18 protein-coding genes and 1 pseudogene are annotated in these 19,319 nt (G+C 63.3%); 8 read left to right on the forward strand and 11 right to left on the reverse strand.

Going from position 1 to position 19,319, the window contains the following annotated elements:
• Positions 1 to 155: 155 nt before the first annotated feature.
• Complete coding sequence (locus tag NKJ26_RS17220) at positions 156 to 758, reverse strand: TetR/AcrR family transcriptional regulator (RefSeq protein ID WP_352696272.1); 603 nt, start codon at positions 756 to 758, stop codon at positions 156 to 158.
• A 100-nt stretch (positions 759 to 858) separates the two neighbouring features.
• Between NKJ26_RS17220 and NKJ26_RS17225 the strand changes: the two genes are divergently transcribed.
• Entirely contained in the window at positions 859 to 1,299 is a 441-nt protein-coding gene (locus tag NKJ26_RS17225; protein WP_352696273.1) for a hypothetical protein, read from the forward strand.
• 85 nt (positions 1,300 to 1,384) lie between these two features.
• Here NKJ26_RS17225 and NKJ26_RS17230 read toward each other — a convergent pair.
• The 3 genes and pseudogenes from NKJ26_RS17230 to NKJ26_RS17240 all read right to left on the reverse strand — a co-directional run.
• Positions 1,385 to 1,561: pseudogene (locus tag NKJ26_RS17230) on the reverse strand (SulP family inorganic anion transporter); the annotation flags it as partial.
• Between the two features lie 171 nt (positions 1,562 to 1,732).
• Entirely contained in the window at positions 1,733 to 2,437 is a 705-nt protein-coding gene (locus NKJ26_RS17235; protein ID WP_352696274.1) for a phosphatase PAP2 family protein, read from the reverse strand.
• A 13-nt stretch (positions 2,438 to 2,450) separates the two neighbouring features.
• Positions 2,451 to 2,792, reverse strand: a complete 342-nt coding sequence (locus NKJ26_RS17240; RefSeq protein ID WP_352603663.1) for a hypothetical protein — start codon at positions 2,790 to 2,792, stop codon at positions 2,451 to 2,453.
• Positions 2,793 to 2,960: 168 nt separating this feature from the next.
• On the opposite strand from NKJ26_RS17240, the gene NKJ26_RS17245 reads away from it, so the two are divergent.
• Positions 2,961 to 4,352, forward strand: coding sequence for a sensor histidine kinase (locus NKJ26_RS17245; protein ID WP_352603665.1), 1,392 nt, complete (start codon positions 2,961 to 2,963; stop codon positions 4,350 to 4,352).
• Positions 4,349 to 5,011 carry a LuxR C-terminal-related transcriptional regulator gene (locus NKJ26_RS17250; protein ID WP_352603667.1) on the forward strand — a complete coding sequence of 221 codons (663 nt, stop codon included), beginning with the start codon at positions 4,349 to 4,351 and terminating at the stop codon, positions 5,009 to 5,011. The genes NKJ26_RS17245 and NKJ26_RS17250 overlap by 4 nt, the downstream gene beginning before the upstream one ends.
• Before the next feature lie 114 nt (positions 5,012 to 5,125).
• On the opposite strand, the gene NKJ26_RS17255 is transcribed toward NKJ26_RS17250, so the two are convergent.
• On the reverse strand, positions 5,126 to 5,620 hold the full coding sequence (locus NKJ26_RS17255; RefSeq protein ID WP_352696353.1) for a hypothetical protein: 495 nt from the start codon (positions 5,618 to 5,620) through the stop codon (positions 5,126 to 5,128).
• A gap of 356 nt (positions 5,621 to 5,976) precedes the next feature.
• Between NKJ26_RS17255 and NKJ26_RS17260 the strand changes: the two genes are divergently transcribed.
• Positions 5,977 to 7,980 (forward strand): PhoX family protein, encoded by a 2,004-nt coding sequence (locus NKJ26_RS17260; RefSeq protein ID WP_352696275.1) that lies wholly within the window; start codon positions 5,977 to 5,979, stop codon positions 7,978 to 7,980.
• Between the two features lie 156 nt (positions 7,981 to 8,136).
• Here NKJ26_RS17260 and NKJ26_RS17265 read toward each other — a convergent pair whose 3' ends face one another.
• The gene (locus NKJ26_RS17265) at positions 8,137 to 9,321 is read right to left on the reverse strand and encodes a flavin-containing monooxygenase (protein WP_352696276.1); all 1,185 of its coding nucleotides are present in this window, start codon (positions 9,319 to 9,321) and stop codon (positions 8,137 to 8,139) included.
• Positions 9,322 to 9,747: 426 nt separating this feature from the next.
• Here NKJ26_RS17265 and NKJ26_RS17270 point away from each other — a divergent pair, with 426 nt between their 5' ends.
• Positions 9,748 to 10,785: a phosphatidylglycerol lysyltransferase domain-containing protein gene (locus tag NKJ26_RS17270; RefSeq protein ID WP_352696277.1), complete on the forward strand. Its 1,038-nt coding sequence runs from the start codon at positions 9,748 to 9,750 to the stop codon at positions 10,783 to 10,785.
• Positions 10,786 to 10,842: 57 nt separating this feature from the next.
• On the opposite strand, the gene NKJ26_RS17275 is transcribed toward NKJ26_RS17270, so the two are convergent.
• Both NKJ26_RS17275 and NKJ26_RS17280 read right to left on the reverse strand, forming a co-directional pair.
• Positions 10,843 to 11,604, reverse strand: coding sequence for an ABC transporter permease (locus tag NKJ26_RS17275; protein ID WP_352696354.1), 762 nt, complete (start codon positions 11,602 to 11,604; stop codon positions 10,843 to 10,845).
• 14 nt (positions 11,605 to 11,618) lie between these two features.
• Complete coding sequence (locus tag NKJ26_RS17280) at positions 11,619 to 12,545, reverse strand: ABC transporter ATP-binding protein (protein ID WP_352603677.1); 927 nt, start codon at positions 12,543 to 12,545, stop codon at positions 11,619 to 11,621.
• 268 nt (positions 12,546 to 12,813) lie between these two features.
• On the opposite strand from NKJ26_RS17280, the gene NKJ26_RS17285 reads away from it, so the two are divergent.
• Positions 12,814 to 14,175: a cytochrome ubiquinol oxidase subunit I gene (locus NKJ26_RS17285; protein WP_352696278.1), complete on the forward strand. Its 1,362-nt coding sequence runs from the start codon at positions 12,814 to 12,816 to the stop codon at positions 14,173 to 14,175.
• A gap of 9 nt (positions 14,176 to 14,184) precedes the next feature.
• Positions 14,185 to 15,189 (forward strand): cytochrome d ubiquinol oxidase subunit II, encoded by a 1,005-nt coding sequence (locus NKJ26_RS17290; RefSeq protein ID WP_352696279.1) that lies wholly within the window; start codon positions 14,185 to 14,187, stop codon positions 15,187 to 15,189.
• A gap of 190 nt (positions 15,190 to 15,379) precedes the next feature.
• Here NKJ26_RS17290 and msrA read toward each other — a convergent pair whose 3' ends face one another.
• From msrA to NKJ26_RS17305, 3 genes are all read right to left on the reverse strand, one after another.
• Entirely contained in the window at positions 15,380 to 16,111 is a 732-nt protein-coding gene (msrA, locus tag NKJ26_RS17295) for a peptide-methionine (S)-S-oxide reductase MsrA (RefSeq protein ID WP_352696280.1), read from the reverse strand.
• A 105-nt stretch (positions 16,112 to 16,216) separates the two neighbouring features.
• Positions 16,217 to 16,477: a hypothetical protein gene (locus tag NKJ26_RS17300; RefSeq protein ID WP_352696281.1), complete on the reverse strand. Its 261-nt coding sequence runs from the start codon at positions 16,475 to 16,477 to the stop codon at positions 16,217 to 16,219.
• Between the two features lie 112 nt (positions 16,478 to 16,589).
• A complete protein-coding gene (locus NKJ26_RS17305; protein WP_352696282.1) occupies positions 16,590 to 17,288 on the reverse strand; it encodes a DUF1223 domain-containing protein in 699 nt (232 codons plus the stop codon).
• A 223-nt stretch (positions 17,289 to 17,511) separates the two neighbouring features.
• Here NKJ26_RS17305 and lepA point away from each other — a divergent pair, with 223 nt between their 5' ends.
• Positions 17,512 to 19,317 (forward strand): translation elongation factor 4, encoded by a 1,806-nt coding sequence (gene lepA / locus NKJ26_RS17310; RefSeq protein WP_352696283.1) that lies wholly within the window; start codon positions 17,512 to 17,514, stop codon positions 19,315 to 19,317.
• The last annotated feature ends 2 nt before the right edge of the window (positions 19,318 to 19,319 follow it).

The following is a 19,319-nucleotide window of genomic DNA, read 5'->3' on the forward strand; positions in this document are numbered from 1 at the left end:
ACCGTTCGAATCATCAAAACCTCCAAAATGAGGCTTGAATCACTCAAAGGGCGAAAGTGGAATCCTGATTCTCAACAACCCCTAGTGCGGCTGATCGTTTCGAACACGGCGCGATGCGGCGAAGGTTGCGCGCCCTACGCGGTCCGACAAGCAGGTCAGTTCTCCAGCCCTTCAAGCAGCGTGGTGAGGGCGGCATCCAGGGGATCCGGGCCGACCTTTTCGAGCTGGAACAAACCTTCCATGGTCAACATGGTGATGCCATGCATCTGTGCCCAGCAGGCTGCCGCGCGACCCCGCACGTCGCGCTTGCGCAGCACCCCCTCGGCCTGGCCCCGCTCCAGCAATTCGGTTACCACGCCAAACACGGCGAGTGCGCTTTCGCTCAAATGCACGTTCACCGCCTTGCCGGCTTCCGCACTGAACATGAGCCGGTAGAGGCCTGGATTTGAGGTTCCGAACCGAACATAGGCCCGCCCAACGGCGAAGAATTCATCCCGCAAGGGACCTGGCCCTTTTGCCTTCGCGGTCGTCATTGCCTTGTGCAACCCTTCGAATCCCAGCAGCGCCATTTCGGCAAGCAGGGCGGCTTTGTCCGGAAAGTGCTTGTAGGGAGCGGCATGGCTGACGCCGGCGCGGCGCGCCACTTCCCGCAGAGTGAACTGCCAGCCCTTGTCCTCGTGCAGCATCGCCATCGCGGTCTCGATGATCTCGCGCCTCAGGTCGCCGTGGTGATAGGGCCGATTGGTCGTGTCCTGCATATCAGCCTCAAAGTTGTCAGTGAAAACATATGTTGACATCGCCTACTTCAGGGCTTATGTCAATGCCCATAAGTTAACACTGTCAACATAGGAGCCCGTCATGAACACCGTCGCCAATGAAGTCGGAACCCGCCTAGCCTTTGCCCATAGACAGTCGCCACATCATGTCCCCGCGGACCAGCCGAGAGCGGAACACGCCAAACGGAGCACCGCACTGCGTAACTTTGCCGGAGGCCTGGCGGCATTCTTGCTGATAGCTTCTCCCCTGCATGCCGGCGAACTGTCCGCCATGACGGGGGAGAGCGTCGACCTTGGCCGCTTTCATGGGGTGATCTACTACACCAGCACGGATAGCGCCTATCAGGTTGTCACGACGATGGCGGACGGTGAGGCTGCGCCCGTGCGTTTCTCGGCCACTCTCGCCGATAATGAATCGGCCACTATATCCGTGCCAGGCAAATTGGGCGAAGCTGGGCAAAGCCTGGAAATCTCGCGCTCGGGCGACAAGGTTACCCTCACTAAGGGGCCGCTGTCCAACTAGCCATTCGGGCCTTGCAAAGCAATGGTCGGGGTGCGCCGCATCTCCGTTGGTGCGCACGTACCCCGGCCGGGCAAAATCCCGGTCGCTACTGTGTCTCCAGTTTTCCTTTCAGCTGCGCCCGCGCGTCGCGGATCGAGGCGGCGTAGGTCACCAACGGCCGTTTGACACCGTGATTGATCAGCATGCGGCGTATCTGCGGCGAGGCGCCTGATATGATGAAGCGGACGCCGGCGCGCTTCGCCTTGTGCGCCGCGCCCTCCATTTTTCTTGATACTCCCGAGCTTTGCGAGCTAAGTTGCTTTCATCTGGGGCGGGGGTAACGCGGTTGAACATTTTCAGGGCCTTGATGACATCGGCATGCTTGCTGTCGGTGGTTTTCCTGCTGGCGGGCTGCGGGATCAACAGATTGATCTGATGGGGAGCCCGAGGGCGGTCAGGCGCTGTCGCCGTCCACCACCTTGCGCCGCTGCAGGAACCGAGCCGCCAACCAGCACAGCATCGCCCAGGCGAAGCCGGCGCACCAGCCGGCCAGCACATCCGATGGCCAGTGAACGCCGAGATAGACGCGACTGACGCCGACCAGCACCGCCGTCAACACGGCGAGCGACAACACATAGATTTTCGTGGTCCGGCCGTGCAGGAAGCGAGCCGCGAGCGAGCCGAGCGTGAGATAGGTCACCGCCGACAGCATGGCGTGGCCGCTCGGGAAAGACAGCGAGGTCTCGGTGACCAGATGTGAAACGAGCTCGGGTCGCGGCCGGTCGACACCGACCTTCAGCAGGCTTGACAGCACCTGGCCGCCAGCCACCGCCACAAAGATGAGCAGCGCCGTTCCGGGCCTGCGGATCAGCAGCAGATAGATGATGGTCGCCGCCGTGATCAGCACCAGCACGCTGGCGCTGCCGAGGCTGGTGATGTCGCGCATCGCCCCTTCCAGCCATGGCGGGCCGATCGGGAGTCCGGGTTGGCCGGCCTGACGGAAGGCAAGCAGGATTTCGGTGTCGAAGGCATGCGGCGTGGCAGTCCGCGCCAGTTCCATCAACTCGACGAGGCCCCACAACCCGCCGGCTATGACCAGGCCGGCCAGCAACACCGGGAATTCGATGCGGTTGAGCAGAGCATTCGCGGCATTCTTCATTGCAGGTCGCCCGTTATAGCCGTCCTTGCAGATAGGGCCCGAGCGTGATCAGCGCCACTGCGGCGATTGCCAGCACGATGCCGGTGGCCTGCAGCGCATTGACGCGCTCGCCGAAGAACACGAGCGCCACGACATTGACCGACACGAGCTGGATAACCGCCGACAGGCTGAACGAAACCGACATGCCGAATTCACGGATCAGCCGCAGCATGATCAGATTGCCGAGCGAATAGAGCGCAAGCGTCAGCAGGATCTTGCCAAGGCTCGGCGCCAGACCCCATTGCTTGGCGGCAGTCGCGGCGAACAGGAAAATGATGGTTGAAAAGCCAAGCTGCAGCAATCCCGAAAAACTCAAGTCCCGTCCCCTCTCGAAGCGGCCCGCGCCGCGTGTGCCGCAGCCCTTGTTTCCGAAGCCTGCCGGAACGTCAAGCAACGTCGGGAGAATGAAGGTCTTGGCAACAGCAAGACTGAAGCCCAATGTACGGATATCGCCCAACTGTCGATCGAGGGCGGTCAGGGGTCCATGACACGCATTCTTCAGAACTTGGCGCGGCGCTGGAGCGAGCTTTCCCTTGCCCTGCAATTCGTGCTTGCCGGCGGATTTGGCCTCCTGGCGGTCATGCTGGTGGTGGGCGCCTGGGTGACCACGCAGATCCGCGACGGCGTCATCCGCAATTCGGCCGCCACGACGGCGCTCTACGTCGATAGCGTGATCGCGCCGCTGTTGCCCGACTTGCGCAAGAGCCAGGAGCTCAGCGATTCCGCCAAGCAGGCGCTCGACGAGACGCTCGGCCAAGGCGCGCTTGGCAAGCGCCTCGCATCGTTCAAGCTCTGGCGCCGCGACGGCACGATTCTGTATGCGAAAGAATCGGCCTTGATAGGACGCCGCTTCGATCCAAGCGATAATCTGCGGTCTGCTTTCCAAGGCAATGTCGTCGCCGAATTCAACACGTTCGACGCCGACGAAAACGAGGAAAGGGCTGCTGGCGTACCATTGCTGGAGATCTACAATCCGGTGCGCGAGCCCTGGTCGGGCGAGGTCGTGGCCGTAACCGAATTCTATGAAATCGCCGATGACTTCCAGGCGACCCTCGCTTCCGCCCTCCTGTCAAGCTGGCTGATCGTGGCTAGCGCGACCTTGGCGGCGCTTCTGCTTCTGTCGGGCATCGTCCTGCGCGGCAGCCGCACCATAGACGACCAGCGCAGGGCTTTGCGCCGCCAGGTTTCGGAGCTGCAGGGCCTGGTGACGCAGAACAGTGCCTTGCGGCAGCGCGTGCAGCGGGCGTCTCGTCGCGCCACCGCACTCAACGAGCGATATCTGCGCCGCATCGGTGCCGACCTCCATGACGGCCCGGCCCAACTCGTGGCCCTGGCGGCATTGCGCATGGACAGTCCGGTATTTTCCGGCGACGGCCAATGGAGCGAAAGCCGTTCGACCGAGGTCGCGATGATCCGCAAGACGCTGGAAGACGCGATGCGCGAGATACGCGGCATCTGCAACGGCCTCGTCCTGCCGCAGATCGAGACGGCGGCGGCGGCGGATATCCTGCGGTTGGCCGTCAACGAACACGAGCGCAGGACAGGAACGGCGGTGACGCTGACGCTGGCCGAACCCTTGCCCGAGCCCGGCGCCTCGGAGAAGATCAGCATCTACCGTTTCGTGCAGGAAGGGCTGAACAATGCGTATCGGCACGGCCGGGGCAAGGATCAGGCGGTGCGCGCCGGGATGAAAGGTGGCAGGCTTTTCGTCGAAGTATCGGACGGCGGACCAGGCTTCGACCCGGCACGGGCAGAAGGCCTGGGGCTCGCCGGCCTGAGAGAGCGGGTCGAAAGCATCGGCGGCCAGTTCGAAACCTTGACCGGGCCGCAAGGTACGCGATTGGTGATCAGGTTATCAGTCGAGGAGCAAGCATGATCGGACCCATTCGCATTGCAATAATCGACGATCATCCCCTTTTTCGCGAAGGCGTGACGCGCAGCCTGTCGGAGATCGGAGGCTTCGAAATGGCCGGCGAGGGCGCCACGGCGCAGGATGCAGAACGCATCGTCTCGACGGTGCGGCCAGACATACTGCTGCTCGACATCTCCATGCCGGGTGGCGGCCTGGCCGCGGTCGCGAACATCCTCGCCAGCCATCCCGCCCAGAAGATCGTCATGCTGACCGTTTCCGAGACCAATGCCGATGTTACCTGGGCTCTGAACGCAGGCGTGCGAGGCTATGTCCTCAAAGGCGTCGGATCACGTGCGCTGGCCGACATCCTGCGCAACGTGGCGGACGGAGAGAGCTATCTGTCGCCAATGCTGTCGGCACGGCTGCTTTCGGATCTCCAGTCCCAGCAGCCCGCCAACGGCATGGCGGACCGGCTGCGGCAACTCACCGAGCGGCAGACGGAAATCCTGCGGCTGGTGGCGGAGGGGCTCAGCAACAAGGAAGTCGCCTTGCGACTGGAGCTGCAGGAGAAGACCGTCAAGCATCACATGACCGGCGTGCTGTCGAAGCTCAAAGTGCGGAACCGAACCGAGGCGGCCCTGATGATGCGCGAGTCGCGCGACCGCGACAGGAACCCCTCGTAGCGCTTTTTGCCATCGCGATGCCGGAGATCGCGTAAACGCCAATTTGAACGAGGTCACCTCCGCCGGGGGCGGCGGAGGTGACGTGTGAAGCTGACCGTTGCCTGTTGGCCGGCTTCACAAGCTCTTGAGGCGGCTGACATCGGCCGGGGTGGCCCGGCGGTCGATGATCGTGCGACCGAGTGCATCTTCCATCCTGAAACGGCCGTTCTCGATCTTTTCCGTTATGCCGTCGGGATGACGGACCGTGATCTCGTTGCCTTGCACGTCGACGCGGTCGCGGGTCTTGGCGTCGACATGGCTCTTGCCATTGTTGTTCTGGCCCTTGCCGGCTCCCGAGCCGCCATTGGTTCCGGAATTGCCGCCGCTGTTGCCGCTATTTCCATTATTGCCACCGCTCCCACCACCGCCGCCGCCACCACTGCCACCGCCCCGACCACCAGCTGCTTGTGCGCTGGCGACGTGGATCCCCGCAGCGGAGCCGTGCAGGGCAATTTGATAGGGAGCGAGAGTCAGGACCAGCGCGGAGGCCGATCCGAGCGCCAGTCGCCGACAGCGGCCCATGATCGATCCGTGCATTTCTTGATCTCCGTCGATTGAGCCGGCGCCCACGGTCAACCTCGCAGTTGCAACGAACATCGCCGAAAGCAGTGGCGTCCGGAAGCGGCCTCCGACCGTTGCGGTTGTCTACCAGGACCTTTGCCAGCGCAAGGTTGGACCAAAGTCCTATGTCGCATACGCGCGAGCCCGCCTCGTGAGGAGATCGGAGCGATCCATCCAAGATCATCCCAGACAGGAAGAAAGGGACTTTTTGCCTGACCTGACCAGGGCCTGGACCCTACGGTGCGCGCTTGTGCAGGAATGCGGTTGAACGCGGCTCTCAATGTCACGAAAGTGTGACCAGGCGACTGTAAGGCGTCGAACAGGCAACAAGATCCAGCCACCCCAAAGCTAGAGGCAAGTCTCGCATGACCGAACATCGCACCCCCGACGCCCGATTCCGCACCAGCCTGCTCGAGGAAAACGACGGCCCGGCCATCAACCCGACCGACAACCGCACCATGGGCGAGATCATCGCCGCGCGGTTTTCTCGCCGGGGTTTCCTGAAGGGGTCGCTGGCGGTCTCGGCGATCGCCGCCACCGTCAGCCCGCTGGCGTTGGTCAGCGCCGGCAAAGCCCGCGCCGCGGAAGGCTCCGCCTTTTCTTTCGACGAGCTCGAAGCCGGCATCGATGACAAGCACCATGTGGCGCCGGGCTACGATGCCGATGTGTTGCTGCGCTGGGGCGATCCGCTGTTTGCCGATTCGCCGGAATTCGACCCGACCAAACAGTCGGCGCAGGCCCAGGCGAGACAGTTCGGCTACAACAATGATTATGTCGGCTACATCGAGATCGACGGCTCGGCCGAGCACGGCCTGCTGGTCGTCAACCATGAATACACCAACCCGCATCTGATGTTCCCGGGGATCGTCACGATCGTCGAGAAGGACGGCAAGAAGTCGGCCGAGGTCGCGCCGCTCAGCAAGGAGCAGGTCGATGTCGAGATGGCGGCCCATGGCGGCACCATCGTCGAGATCCGCAAGGTATCGGGCAAGTGGCAGGTGGTGCGCGACGGCAAGCTCAACCGGCGCATAACCTCCAACACCGAGATGGCCCTGTCAGGCCCGGTCGCCGGCCACGACCGCGTCAAGACCAATGCCGACCCGTCCGGCACCAAGGTTTTCGGCACCGTCAATAACTGCGCCGGCGGCGTCACGCCGTGGGGCACCTATGTGATGGCCGAGGAGAACATCCATGGCTACTTTTCCGGCGAACTGCCCGAAGGCCACAAGGAAGCCGCCAACTACAAGCGCCTCGGCATCCCTGAAGGCGCTTACGAATGGGGCGCGCATTACGACCGCTTCGACATTTCGAAAGAGCCGAACGAGCCCAATCGCTTCGGCTGGATCGTCGAGGTCGATGTCGACGATCCGACCTCGGTGCCGAGGAAGCGCACCGCCATGGGCCGCTTCAAGCATGAGGGCGCCGAATCGATCGTCGCCAGGGACGGCCGCGTCGTGTTCTATCTCGGCGACGACGAGCGCTTCGACTATGTCTACAAGTTCGTCACCGCGGGTAAGTTCGATCCCAATGACCGCGCGGCTAACAAGGACCTTCTCGACGACGGCACGCTGCATGTCGCCAAATTCGCCGAGGACGGTTCTGTCGAATGGCTGCCGATCGTTTTCGGCCAAGGCCCGCTGACGGCCGAGAACGGCTTTGCCAGCCAGGCCGACGTGCTGATCGAAACGCGCCGCGCCGCCGATTTGCTCGGCGCCACCAAGATGGACCGGCCCGAGGACATCCAGCCCAATGGCGTCAACGGCAAGGTCTATGTCATGCTGACCAACAATTCCAAGCGCAAGGCCGACCAGGTCGATGCCGCCAATCCGCGCGCTGGGAATGCTTTCGGGCACATCATCGAGATCGCCGAGGATGATGGCGATTTCGCCGCCACCAAGGGCAAGTGGGAAGTGCTGCTCAAATGCGGCGATCCTTCCGTCGCCGATGTCGGCGCCACCTTCTCGACCGCGACGACGGCGAATGGCTGGTTCGGCATGCCCGATAATTGCGCGGTCGATTCGGCCGGCCGCCTGTGGGTCGCCACCGACGGTCAGGGCCCGAAGGCCACAGGCCGCACCGATGGCCTGTGGGCCGTGGACACGGAGGGCGCCGCGCGAGCGACGTCAAAACTGTTCTTCCGGGTACCGATCGGCGCCGAAATGTGCGGACCTTTGTTTGCGCCCGACGACCAGACCGCCTTCGTCGCCGTCCAGCATCCGGGCGACGGCGGCGAGGACTGGGAGGCATTCGGCCGCCCGTCCTATTATGAGGACCTGTCAACCCGTTGGCCGGACTTCAAGCCCGACATGCCGGTGCGGCCGGCGGTAGTCGCCATCACCAAACAGGGGGGCGGCAAAATCGCGGTTTGATCCCGGTGCGATCCGAGGGAGCGGCATTGGTGAATCTGCCCACGGTTTGCGCCAGCGCTGAAGACACCCACCTGTCGACGCTGGCGCTGCCCCTCATTGTCCTGCCAGGCACTTCTGCCCGTGTTGTGACGGAAGAAAGCCGGGCATCGATTAGCGTCAAGCGCCAGACTGCTTAAGGCCGGAACCGGCAATCTCCCTGGCAATCGCCTTTGCCAAAATGCTGGCATTGGCGAAGCAGCCGCGGATGCTCGGCCGCATGCCGGTGAACCACAGACCGGGGAGTTTCGGGTCGGCTTGGCCGCCATTGAAGAGCGGGACGCCCTTGCCGTCGAGCACGCCGAGATGACCGACCATCTGCTCCAGCCCAGTGCGGTAGCCTGTCGCGGCAATGACAATGTCGGGATCGATCAGGCTGCCATTGGCCAGGATCACGCCGTCGCGGGTGAACTCCCGTATTGATGGCACCACGGTGATCTTGCCTGATTTGATGGCGCTGACGGCTCCCTCGTCGGCGGCGATCGCGGTATAGTCCGTGATCAGGCGGCTGGCGCCGCCCGTCGGCGCGGGCGGCATGCCGAATTTGGTCAGGTCGCCAAAAACGAGACGTTGTGTGATGGCGATCACCGCATCGGCGACACGCAAAGGCAAGCGCGCCATGAACGGCGAAAGCCGGTGCACGGCGACCTTGGCGATGCGCTTGGGGAGCAAAGCGGGGCCGTTGCGTGCCGAAAGCCAGAGGGCGGCCGTGTCGACGCCGGCCAGATGGTTGAGCGCGTCGAAGCCAGAATTGCCGGCGCCCACGACCAGTACTTTCTTACCCGCATAGTTCTTCATGTCACCGAAGTCCGCGGAATGGATGACCCGTCCGGCGAAAACCTTCATCCCTTCCCATTCGGGAATGAACGCCTGCTTGTCGCGCCCGGTGGCGATGACGACGTGTCGCGCCAAGCGCGGTTCCCCGCTGGTCGACAAGGCCCAGTGATCGCCCTTGAACGCGATTTCCTTGACCACGACGCCGAACTGCACCGGCAGACGGTTCGCTTCCCTGAAATCGTTCATGTGGCGGATGACGGCCGCTCTGTCCGGAAACGCGGGAGTGCCCGCGGGATAGGCAAGGCCGGGGAGTGCGGAGAGATCGCGGTGGGTGTTGAGGCGCAGTTGCTGATGCCGCCGATGCCAGGGCTCGGCCAGCCGGCTCTCCTTTTCCAGGATCGTCGCCGGCACTCCGGCCCGGATCAATGCCTGCGCCGCTGCCAGCCCGGCAGCACCCGCGCCGATGACGATCGCAGGCTCGATGCTTATCGGCAGGTCCACCTCCAGCCTGAGTGTCGTGTCAGCCATTCGCCCTTGAACCTTCATTCGACCTTCGCCCCGCAAGGTTCGCAGGACGCTGTAGAAACTCGCGCAGAACCCATACAGCAAATCGCTCCTGTTTTTCGAGAGCGGCGCCGGGTCGCGCTTGCGCTCCGGAGCATGCCCGCCGCCTAGCGCAAACACGGTGCTATGAAAATGTCGCCAAAACAATGGCATAGGGTGGGATGGCGGTTTTGTCCGAATACATGCAGCCCCTATATGGCATATCAGCGGCATCGGCGATAATCAGGTCGCGGCAATGTGATTGATTCGAGGTCTGGGGCTGGGGATCTCGTTACCGACGCAGGAAACCAGCAATCGGCGTTCGGCTTCCTGCGAGAAATCAAGGCGCGATGGCGTGTCTTGCGTGTCCACCGGCACGTCGCGCCATAGACGGCACGCGGAATCTCGACCATGCCCTCCTTGCGAGTCTATTTCGACAAAGTCCTCGAGGGTGCCTCGCCCAAGGTCGAGCGCCTGGCGCTGACGCATGTCGAACGCCTGGCGCTGGTGCGTCGCCATGGCGACTTCTCGCTCGCCTATTCCACCGCCGTGCAGGGCAAGCTCTCCTATTTCGGCGACGCGGACGGCTATATCGCCTTCGGCACCAAGATGAAGCATCATTTCGCGCTTGGCGACCCGGTGACGGCTCCGGCCCGTAGGCCCGACTATATCAGACGCTTTGTCGAGAGCGCCGGCGACCCGTGGTTCGTGCAGATCGGTGAGCAGACGGCACGCGTGCTGGCTGGGCTCGGCTACAAGATCAACCGGCTGGGCATCGACACCCGCCTCATCCTGCCCGAGCATGATTTTTCCGGCAAGCGCAACGAGACCGTGCGCTATTCCGAGCGCTGGCTGTCGAAGAAGGGGTTTTCGTTCGAAGAGGACAAGCGCACGATCTGCCTCGACGAGATCGCCCGGTTGTCCGAGAACTGGCGCGGCGACCGTATCGTCAAGCGCTGGGAGATGGGCTTTCTCAACCGTCCGTTCGCCGATCATCTCGGCACCGATATGCGCCGCTTCGTCCTGCACGGTCCGGACGGCGACCTGATCGCCCTGCTCGACTTCGACCCTCTGTTTGCCGACGGCAAGGTCATCGGCTACACCACCGCCTTCAAGCGCAAGCATATCGACGCCTCGCCGCATGCCGAGATCGGACTGACCAAATTCGCCGTCGATCGTTTTCGCGAGGAAGGCATCTCGGTGGTCACGCTCGGCCTGTCGCCGCTGGTCGACATCGGACCAAGCGGATTTGCCGAAAGCGACTTCTGGCGCAATACCTTCCAGCGCGCCTATGATTCGCCATGGGTGAACCGCCGCAGGTTCAACCTGCAGGGTCAGGCGGCGTTCAAGCGCCGCTTCCATAGCGTCGAGGAGCCGACCTATATCGCCTTCCGCAAGGGGACATATGTCGAGATGCTGGGGCTGCTGCGGTTGGTCAAGGCCGTTTAGGGGATCCGCCGGCGAGCAGGAAGGCAGCCGCGTAGCGCTTAGCGCTCGGCCGATCCGTCAGTTCCTTAGCCGGTAACCGGTCCTGAATATCCACGCCACGATCGTTATGCAGACAGCCAGGAACACGACAGTCATGCCGAGGCTGATGCCGACCGAGACATCGGACTTGCCGTAAAAGCTCCAGCGGAAACCGCTGATCAGATAGACGACCGGATTGAACAGCGTCACCGTGCGCCAGACGCCGGGCAGCATGTTGATCGAATAGAAGCTGCCGCCTAGGAAGGTCAGCGGCGTGATGATCAACAGCGGCACCAGCTGCAGCTGCTCGAAGCTCTTCGCCCAGATGCCTATGATGAAACCGAACAGGCTGAATGTCATCGCCGTCAAGACCAGGAAGGCGAGCATCCAGAACGGATGTTCGATGTGGAGCGGCACGAACAGCGAGGCGGTGGCCAGGATGATCAGGCCGAGGATGATCGACTTGGTCGCCGCACCGCCGACATAGGCGATGACGATCTCCAGATAGGAAACCGGCGCCGACAGAAGCTCGTAGATCGAGCCGACGAATTTCGGGAAGTAGATGGCAAAGGAGGCGTTGGAGATCGACTGCGTCAGAAGCGACAGCATGATCAGCCCCGGCACGATGAAGGCGCCGTAGCTGATGCCGTCGATCTCGGTGATGCGCGAGCCGATGGCCGAGCCGAAGACGACGAAATAGAGCGATGTCGAGATGACCGGCGAGACTATGCTTTGAAGCACGGTGCGAAAGGCGCGTGCCATTTCCATCCGGTAGATCGCCCATACCGCACGAAGATTCATGACCGCGCGCGGGTTCATGCCTCTCTCCTCACCAGATTGACGAAGATCTCCTCGAGCGAGCTGTTTTGCGTGTCGATGTCGCGGAACTGGATGCCGCCGGCCTCGAGATCGCGGATGAGCGAGGCGACGCCGGGGCGCTCGGCCTGGTTGTCATAGGTATAGGTCAGCTGCCCGCCATCCGGCGACAGTTCCAGCGCGTAGTTCGAGAAGGCTTCCGGAATGGCCGTCAGCGGGCTGCGCAGTTCCAGCACCAGCCGCTTGCGGCCAAGCTTGCGCATCAGTTCGGCCTTGTCCTCGACGAGGACGAGCTCGCCACGATTGATGACGCCGACGCGGTCGGCCATGGCCTCGGCTTCCTCGATATAATGGGTGGTGAGGATGATGGTGACGCCGTCCTCGCGCAGCCGGCGCACCATTGCCCACATATCCTGGCGCAGCTCGACGTCGACACCGGCGGTCGGCTCGTCGAGGAACAGGATGCGCGGCTCATGCGACAGAGCCTTGGCGATCATCAGCCGCCGCTTCATGCCACCCGACAGGGTGATCGCCTTGGCGTCCTTCTTGTCCCACAGCGACAGGTCGCGAAGCACCTTCTCGACAAAGGCCGGGTTGGCCGGCTTGCCGAACAGGCCGCGGCTGTAGTTTACGGTCGCCCAGACGCTCTCGAAAGCGTCGATGGTCAGCTCCTGCGGCACCAGGCCGATCAGGCTGCGCGCGGCACGGTAATCCTTGTTGATGTCGTGGCCGTCCACGGTGACCGTGCCCGACGAGCGGTTGACGATGCCGCAGACGATCGAGATCAGCGTCGTCTTGCCGGCGCCGTTCGGCCCCAGCAACGCGAAGATCTCGCCGCGCCGGATGTCGAGATCGACCTGCTTCAGCGCCGTGAAGCCGGTGGCGTAGGTCTTGGAGACCCCGGAAATGGACAGAATGGAAGGCATGGCTGAAAACGGCTGCTTGAAAGAGGTCCCTTGATATAGGCCGAATGTCGTTGCCTGCAACCGGAAGTCAATGCCGTTGCTGACAGTTCTCGACAATCGACGCAGGTCGGCCGTTGCCATGGATAAAAGACAAATAGAGGTCAGCGCGGCACGCATGCGTCATCTTGGCCGAGCGCTGCGGCGTTCCGCCTCGCGGCGGGACGCCGCTTTGACCTCGATCGGCGCCGGGATTATTGTTTTAAAACATTAGAAGCAGCCGGAGCCCACCATGGACCCGCTCATATTGTCGCGCATGCAATTCGGCGCGAATATTTCGTTCCATATATTGTTTCCGACGATCACCATTGCGCTTGGCTGGGTGCTGCTGTTCTTCAAGCTGCGCTACAATGCGACCAACGATTCCGCCTGGATGCGGGCCTATTTCACCTGGGTGAAGGTGTTCGCGCTGTCCTTCGCCATGGGCGTTGTTTCCGGCGTCACCATGAGCTTCCAGTTCGGCACCAACTGGCCGGGCTATATGGAAAAGGTCGGCAACATCGCCGGGCCGCTGCTGGCTTACGAGATCTTGACCGCCTTCTTCCTCGAAGCGGCGTTCCTCGGCATCATGCTGTTCGGCTTCCGCCGCGTCTCCAACCGGATCCATACGCTGGCGACGGTGCTGGTGGCGGGCGGCACCACCGTCTCGGCCTTCTGGATCATCGCGCTCAATTCCTGGATGCAAACGCCGGCCGGCTTCGAGATACGGGACGGCGTGGCGCATGCCGTCGACTGGTGGGCGATCATCTTCAATCCGTCCATGCCTTACCGGCTGGTGCACATGCTGCTCGCCTCCGGCCTGACGGTGTCGTTCCTGATCGCCGGCCTGTCGGCGCTGCGTTACCTCTATGGCGACCGCTCGGAATCGATGTGGAAGGCGCTGCGCACCGGCGTCTTCACCGCCGCCATCCTGATCCCGATCCAGATCTTCGCCGGCGACCAGCATGGGCTGAACACGCTGGAGCATCAGCCGCAGAAGATCGCCGCCATGGAAGCCAATTGGAACACCGGTCCCAACGTGCCGCTGGTTCTGTTCGCCCTGCCTGACGAGGCGGCGAAGGAAAACAGGTTCGAACTCGCCATCCCCGATGGGGCCAGCCTGGTGCTGCGGCACAGCACCAGCGGCGTGGTGCCTGGGCTGAACGATTTTCCGGGCAACCATCCGCCGGTGTTCCCGGTGTTCTGGGGTTTTCGCATCATGGTCGGGACCGGCATCCTGATGCTCCTCGTGTCGTGGTCGGCGGCCTTCTTTCTCAAGCGCCGCCACGGCCTGCCGAAGCCGCTCGCCTTGCTGATGGTGCCGATGGCGCTGTCGGGCTGGCTGGCGACGCTGGCCGGCTGGTACACCACCGAGATCGGCCGCCAGCCGTGGCTGGTGACGGGCGTGCTGAGGACCGCCGATGCCGTCGGCCCGGTGGCGGGCAGCCATGTCGCGCTGACGCTGGCGACCTATCTCATTCTCTACGTGCTTTTGCTGATCGCCTATCTCGGCGTTCTGGTCCACCTGGCGCTGAAGGCGGCCAAGGACGGCGACACCTCGCCACTGCCGGGCGTGCTCAACAGACCGATGTCGCAGCCGGCGGCTGGCGAGTAGGAGAGAAAGATGACCTATGACTGGCCGACCCTGCTCCCCCTCATCTTCGCCGGCCTGATGGGCCTCGCCATTCTGATTTACGTCATCCTCGATGGTTTCGATCTGGGCATCGGCATCCTGTTCGCCGCGGCGGAAGATGCAGAGCAGGACACGATGATCGCAGCCATCGGCCCGTTCTGGGACGCCAACGAGACCTGGCTGGTACTGGCGGTCGGCCTGCTGCTGGTCGCCTTCCCGCTGGCGCATGGCGTCATTTTGACAGCGCTCTACATTCCCGTTTTCGTGCTTCTGGTCGGGCTTATCCTGCGCGGCGTCGCCTTCGATTTCCGCGCCAAGGTGCCGACCGAACGCAAGCACCGTTGGAACCGTATTTTCTTCCTTGGCTCGCTCATCGCCTCGCTGGCGCAGGGATACATGCTGGGCGTCTATGTGCTCGGCCTCGATGTCGGCCCTGGCGGCGTGGCGTTCGGCGTGCTGGTGGCGTTCTGCCTGGCCGCCGCTTACGCGGCGATGGGTGCGGCATGGGTCATCTACAAGACCGAAGGCGAGTTGCAGAAGAAGGCGGTGCGCTGGCTGCGCACCACATTGGTGCTGACCGCGCTCGGCATGGCCGCCGTGTCGCTGGCGACACCGTTCGCCAGTCCGCGCATCTTCGACAAATGGTTCGTCTGGCCCTCGATGCTCTATCTGTCGCCGCTGCCGATTCTGTCGGCGCTGCTGTTCCTGTGGCTGTGGCGGCAGACCTTCCACCTGCCGAAGCCCGACGACCGTCATGCGCTGACGCCGTTCCTGGCGCTGGCCACCATCTTCGCGCTCGGCTTTGCCGGTCTCGCCTGGTCGTTCTACCCGTTCGTGGTGCCTGATCGCCTGACCATCTGGCAGGCGGCCTCGGCACCCGAAAGCCTGGCCATCATCCTGGCTGGCACCGTGGTCGTGCTGCCCATCATCATCTTCTATTCGTTCTATGCCTACCGGGTGTTCGGCGGCAAGGCGACCGACCTGACTTACGATTGAGGTGTGCCTGCAATCTCCCCCCTCGAGGGGGAGATGTCGCCGAAGGCGACAGAGGGGGTCGCCGGACGTGGAGTGCCAACCTTCATCTGCCGCAGGAGGCCCTTCATCTGCCGCAGGAGGCCGCGCCCGGTCGGACCGACTCCCTCTGGCCTGCCGGCCATCTCCCCCTCGAGGGGGGAGATAAACCTCGTCAGTTGCTCGCCGAAAGCACCAGCACCGGCTTCTCGCTGTACAGCGCCGGGAACAGTTGCTTCAGGTTCGCCACCTTGGGCAGGTCGTTGTAGACGATGTAGGGATAGGTCGGGTTCAGCGTCAAAAAGTCCTGATGGTAGTTTTCGGCCGGATAGAAGGTCTTGCCGGTCTCCAGCGTGGTGACGATGGGTTTCGGGAACACCTTGGCCTGCTCGAGCTGGGCGATGTAGCTCTGCGCGATCTTCTTCTGCGCGTCGTTCTCGGCAAAAATCGTCGAGCGGTACTGCGTGCCTGAGTCCGGCCCCTGGTAGTTCAGCTGGGTCGGGTTGTGGGCGACCGAGAAATAGACCTGCAGCAGCTGGCCGTAGGTGACCTTAGAAGGGTCGTAGGTGATCTCGACGGATTCGGCATGGCCGGTGCGGCCGGTGCCGACCGTTTCATAGACTGCTGAATCCTTGTCGCCGCCAGTATAGCCGGAGACGGCCTTGCTGACGCCCTTGACGTGCTGGAACACGCCCTGCACGCCCCAGAAACAACCGCCGGCGAAGATTGCCTTTTCGCTGCCTGCGACTGCCTTCTCATCCATCGCCGGCGGCGGGGTCACCACCGCGTCCTCGGCGGAAACGGCGGGGGTGAGCCAGAAGGCGGCGCCTGTGACGGCGAGGGCGGCGGCGGCCAGCGCGCCCCGAACAAAGCCGGTCGAACGTTTGGAAGATTTGATGTCGGTCATGGTTGCTCTCCTGTGGCTTCCATTGGGATCAGTCTATTGGATCACGTACGGGGGCGCCATGAGTTGCTGCGGCGCCTCGCATTCGCGTGCGGCATTGACGGCCAGCTAGTTGGCCGGAGCCATCGCGTCCGCCGTCGGTTTCATTGCGTCCACCGCGGGCTTCATGGCGTTGGTGGCCATCGGATCGGCCGGCTTCATCGCATCCGTTGCCGGTTTCATTGCATCCGGCGCAGGCTTCATCGCATTGGCGGCGGGTTTCATGGCGTTGGTGGCGTCGTCGGCGCGGGCAATGCCGCCGGCCAACAGCGCCGTCGAGCACAAGGCAAAGGCGAGCGCGGGCAGCGTCAGGCGGGAAAGGAAGGTCATGATTGTCTCCCGGGGGGTGTTGGATGGAGGATGATGGTGTGCGCCCTGTCGGCTGCCGGATTCTCGCGGACCTCACGCGGCGTTTGCGCAATTCAGCGCAGATCCTGCGAATTCAGTCTGTGGCGGCGGCCAGGATCGGGCCGCCACCCGGCGATTGCACCAGCACGGCGGTGCTGAGGCCGCCGGAGGCGGCGGGCAGCGGATAGGCCGTGGCGCCGCCGGTCCAGCTGCCGAGCTTCGTCAGCGCGTGCACGACATTGGCGTGCGGCAAGGTGCGGCCGCTGTTTTCGCCGCGCGCCACCGGCACCTGGACGACGCCCTTGGCATAGCGCACCAGCCAGACATCGGCCTTGCCGCCGGGTGCGGCGCCAGCGCCTATGCTGGCCTTGCCGCCGTCGAGCGACAGCGATGGGCCGCTGACCTGGCCGCTTGCCGCGATCAGATGTTCGATCTCGCCGGGTGCGGCGCCGACGACATCGGCATGGCCATTGACCACCACTTGCGGCGTGAACGGCCCGTCATGGCCGAGCGGCGGCTCGTAGGAAACCTGGCGCTGGGTGAATTCCTGCTTGCCGAAAATGTCCTTCCAGCCGAGATAATCCCAGTAGGTGACGTTGAAGGACAGCGCCAATACGCCGGGCTGGTCCTTGACCTTGATCAGATTGGCGTTGGCTGGCGGGCAGGACGAGCAGCCCTGGCTGGTGAACAGCTCGACCACGGTGAGCGGCTGAGCGGCCGCGGCACCGAGCGAACCCGCGAGCGCCAGCGCTACGGACAGTGCGATGCGCGTGCTGCGCCTGGATCCCGACATCGACTTGCTCCATGGAGTAACGGCGCGGCGCGCCCGTCATGTCCCCACTTCGCCGCCGGCACCGGCTTCGTTACAGCGCTCACCGGTTTGTGATCGTCGAGGGTCGCGTATCCCTGCCCATGCCGAGGTTGGTTTTTGGGCTGGCTCATCGCTTTGTGTTGGCCAAGGCGGGCCTTGCGCCGCAAGCCTTGCCGCCGCTGGCCGCCCCTGCTAAAGCCGCCGCATGAGCACGCCCCTCGACCACATCCGCAATTTCTCCATCGTCGCCCATATCGACCATGGCAAATCGACGCTTGCCGACCGGCTGATCCAGTCCACCGGCGGGCTGGAGCTGCGCGACATGAAGGAGCAGGTGCTGGACTCGATGGACATCGAGCGCGAGCGCGGCATCACCATCAAGGCGCAGACCGTGCGGCTGAAGTACCGTGCCAACAATGGCGAGGACTATATCCTCAATCTGATCGACACGCCCGGCCATGTCGACTTCGCCTATGAAGTGTCGCGGTCGCTCGCCGCCTGCGAGGGCTCGCTGCTGGTCGTCGACGCTTCCCAGGGCGTCGAGGCGCAGACGCTGGCCAATGTCTACCAGGCGATCGACAACAACCACGAGATCGTCGTGGTGCTGAACAAGGTCGACCTGCCGGCCGCCGAGCCGGAGCGCATCCGCGAGCAGGTCGAGGAGGTGATCGGCATCGACGCTTCCAACGCAGTGCTGATCTCGGCCAAGACCGGCTTGGGCATTCCCGACGTGCTGGAAGCCATCGTCCACCAATTGCCGCCGCCGCGCGAAGGCGACGCGACCGCCCCCTTGAAGGCGATGCTGGTCGATAGCTGGTACGACGCCTATCTCGGCGTCATCGTGCTGGTGCGCGTCATCGACGGCGTGCTGAAGAAGGGCCAGACCATCCGCATGATGGGCACCGGCGCCAAGTACCTGGTCGAGCGCACCGGCGTGTTCACCCCTGCCCGCATCAATGTCGACGAGCTCGGCCCCGGCGAGTTCGGCTTCTTCACCGGCTCGATCAAGGAAGTGGCCGACACCCGCGTCGGCGACACCATCACCGAGGACAAGCGCACGACCGCGCAGGCCCTGCCCGGCTTCAAGCCGGCGCAGCCGGTGGTGTTCTGCGGCCTGTTCCCGGTCGACGCCGCCGATTTCGAGGATCTGCGCGCCGCGGTCGGCAAATTGCGCCTCAACGACGCCTCCTTCTCCTTCGAGATGGAAACCAGTGCGGCGCTCGGCTTCGGCTATCGCTGCGGCTTCCTTGGGCTGCTGCATCTCGAAATCATCCAGGAGCGGCTGGAGCGCGAATTCAACCTCGACCTGATCGCCACGGCGCCGAGCGTGGTCTATCGCCTGCTCCTCAACGACGGCTCGATGAAGGAATTGCACAACCCGGCCGACATGCCCGACGTGGTGAAAATCTCCGCCATCGAGGAGCCGTGGATCCGCGCCACTATTTTGACCCCCGACGACTATCTCGGCGGCATCCTGAAGCTTTGCCAGGACCGGCGCGGCGTCCAGGCCGACCTCTCCTATGTCGGCAAGCGCGCCATGCTGACTTACGATCTGCCGCTCAATGAAGTCGTCTTCGATTTTTATGACCGGCTGAAGTCGATCTCCAAGGGCTACGCCTCCTTCGACTATCATTTGACCGACTACAAGGAAGGCGACCTGGTAAAAATGTCGATCCTGGTCAATGAGGAGCCGGTCGACGCGCTGTCGATGCTGGTGCACCGCACGGCGGCGGAAAAGCGCGGAAGGCAGATGTGCGAGAAGCTCAAGGAGCTGATCCCGCACCATCTGTTCAAGATCCCGATCCAGGCCGCCATCGGCGGCAAGGTCATCGCCCGCGAAACCATCTCGGCGCTGCGCAAGGACGTGACCGCCAAATGCTACGGCGGCGACGTCTCGCGCAAGCGCAAGCTGCTGGACAAGCAGAAAGAAGGCAAGAAGCGGATGCGGCAGTTTGGGAAGGTGGATATTCCCCAGGAGGCGTTTATTCAGGCGCTTAAGATGGGGGATTGAGG

Source organism: Mesorhizobium sp. M0152, from assembly GCF_040322415.1.
Classification (GTDB): domain Bacteria; phylum Pseudomonadota; class Alphaproteobacteria; order Rhizobiales; family Rhizobiaceae; genus Mesorhizobium.

Excerpts from the sequence above, each read along its gene's own strand:
- NKJ26_RS17220 (WP_352696272.1), bottom strand. The coding sequence starts at position 758 with ATGCAGGACACGACCAATCGGCCCTATCACCACGGCGACCTGAGGCGC.
- NKJ26_RS17225 (WP_352696273.1), top strand. The coding sequence starts at position 859 with ATGAACACCGTCGCCAATGAAGTCGGAACCCGCCTAGCCTTTGCCCAT.
- NKJ26_RS17235 (WP_352696274.1), bottom strand. The coding sequence starts at position 2,437 with ATGAAGAATGCCGCGAATGCTCTGCTCAACCGCATCGAATTCCCGGTG.
- NKJ26_RS17245 (WP_352603665.1), top strand. The coding sequence starts at position 2,961 with ATGACACGCATTCTTCAGAACTTGGCGCGGCGCTGGAGCGAGCTTTCC.
- NKJ26_RS17250 (WP_352603667.1), top strand. The coding sequence starts at position 4,349 with ATGATCGGACCCATTCGCATTGCAATAATCGACGATCATCCCCTTTTT.
- NKJ26_RS17260 (WP_352696275.1), top strand. The coding sequence starts at position 5,977 with ATGACCGAACATCGCACCCCCGACGCCCGATTCCGCACCAGCCTGCTC.
- NKJ26_RS17265 (WP_352696276.1), bottom strand. The coding sequence starts at position 9,321 with ATGGCTGACACGACACTCAGGCTGGAGGTGGACCTGCCGATAAGCATC.
- NKJ26_RS17270 (WP_352696277.1), top strand. The coding sequence starts at position 9,748 with ATGCCCTCCTTGCGAGTCTATTTCGACAAAGTCCTCGAGGGTGCCTCG.
- NKJ26_RS17275 (WP_352696354.1), bottom strand. The coding sequence starts at position 11,604 with ATGAATCTTCGTGCGGTATGGGCGATCTACCGGATGGAAATGGCACGC.
- NKJ26_RS17280 (WP_352603677.1), bottom strand. The coding sequence starts at position 12,545 with ATGCCTTCCATTCTGTCCATTTCCGGGGTCTCCAAGACCTACGCCACC.
- NKJ26_RS17285 (WP_352696278.1), top strand. The coding sequence starts at position 12,814 with ATGGACCCGCTCATATTGTCGCGCATGCAATTCGGCGCGAATATTTCG.
- NKJ26_RS17290 (WP_352696279.1), top strand. The coding sequence starts at position 14,185 with ATGACCTATGACTGGCCGACCCTGCTCCCCCTCATCTTCGCCGGCCTG.
- msrA (WP_352696280.1), bottom strand. The coding sequence starts at position 16,111 with ATGACCGACATCAAATCTTCCAAACGTTCGACCGGCTTTGTTCGGGGC.
- NKJ26_RS17300 (WP_352696281.1), bottom strand. The coding sequence starts at position 16,477 with ATGACCTTCCTTTCCCGCCTGACGCTGCCCGCGCTCGCCTTTGCCTTG.
- NKJ26_RS17305 (WP_352696282.1), bottom strand. The coding sequence starts at position 17,288 with ATGTCGGGATCCAGGCGCAGCACGCGCATCGCACTGTCCGTAGCGCTG.
- lepA (WP_352696283.1), top strand. The coding sequence starts at position 17,512 with ATGAGCACGCCCCTCGACCACATCCGCAATTTCTCCATCGTCGCCCAT.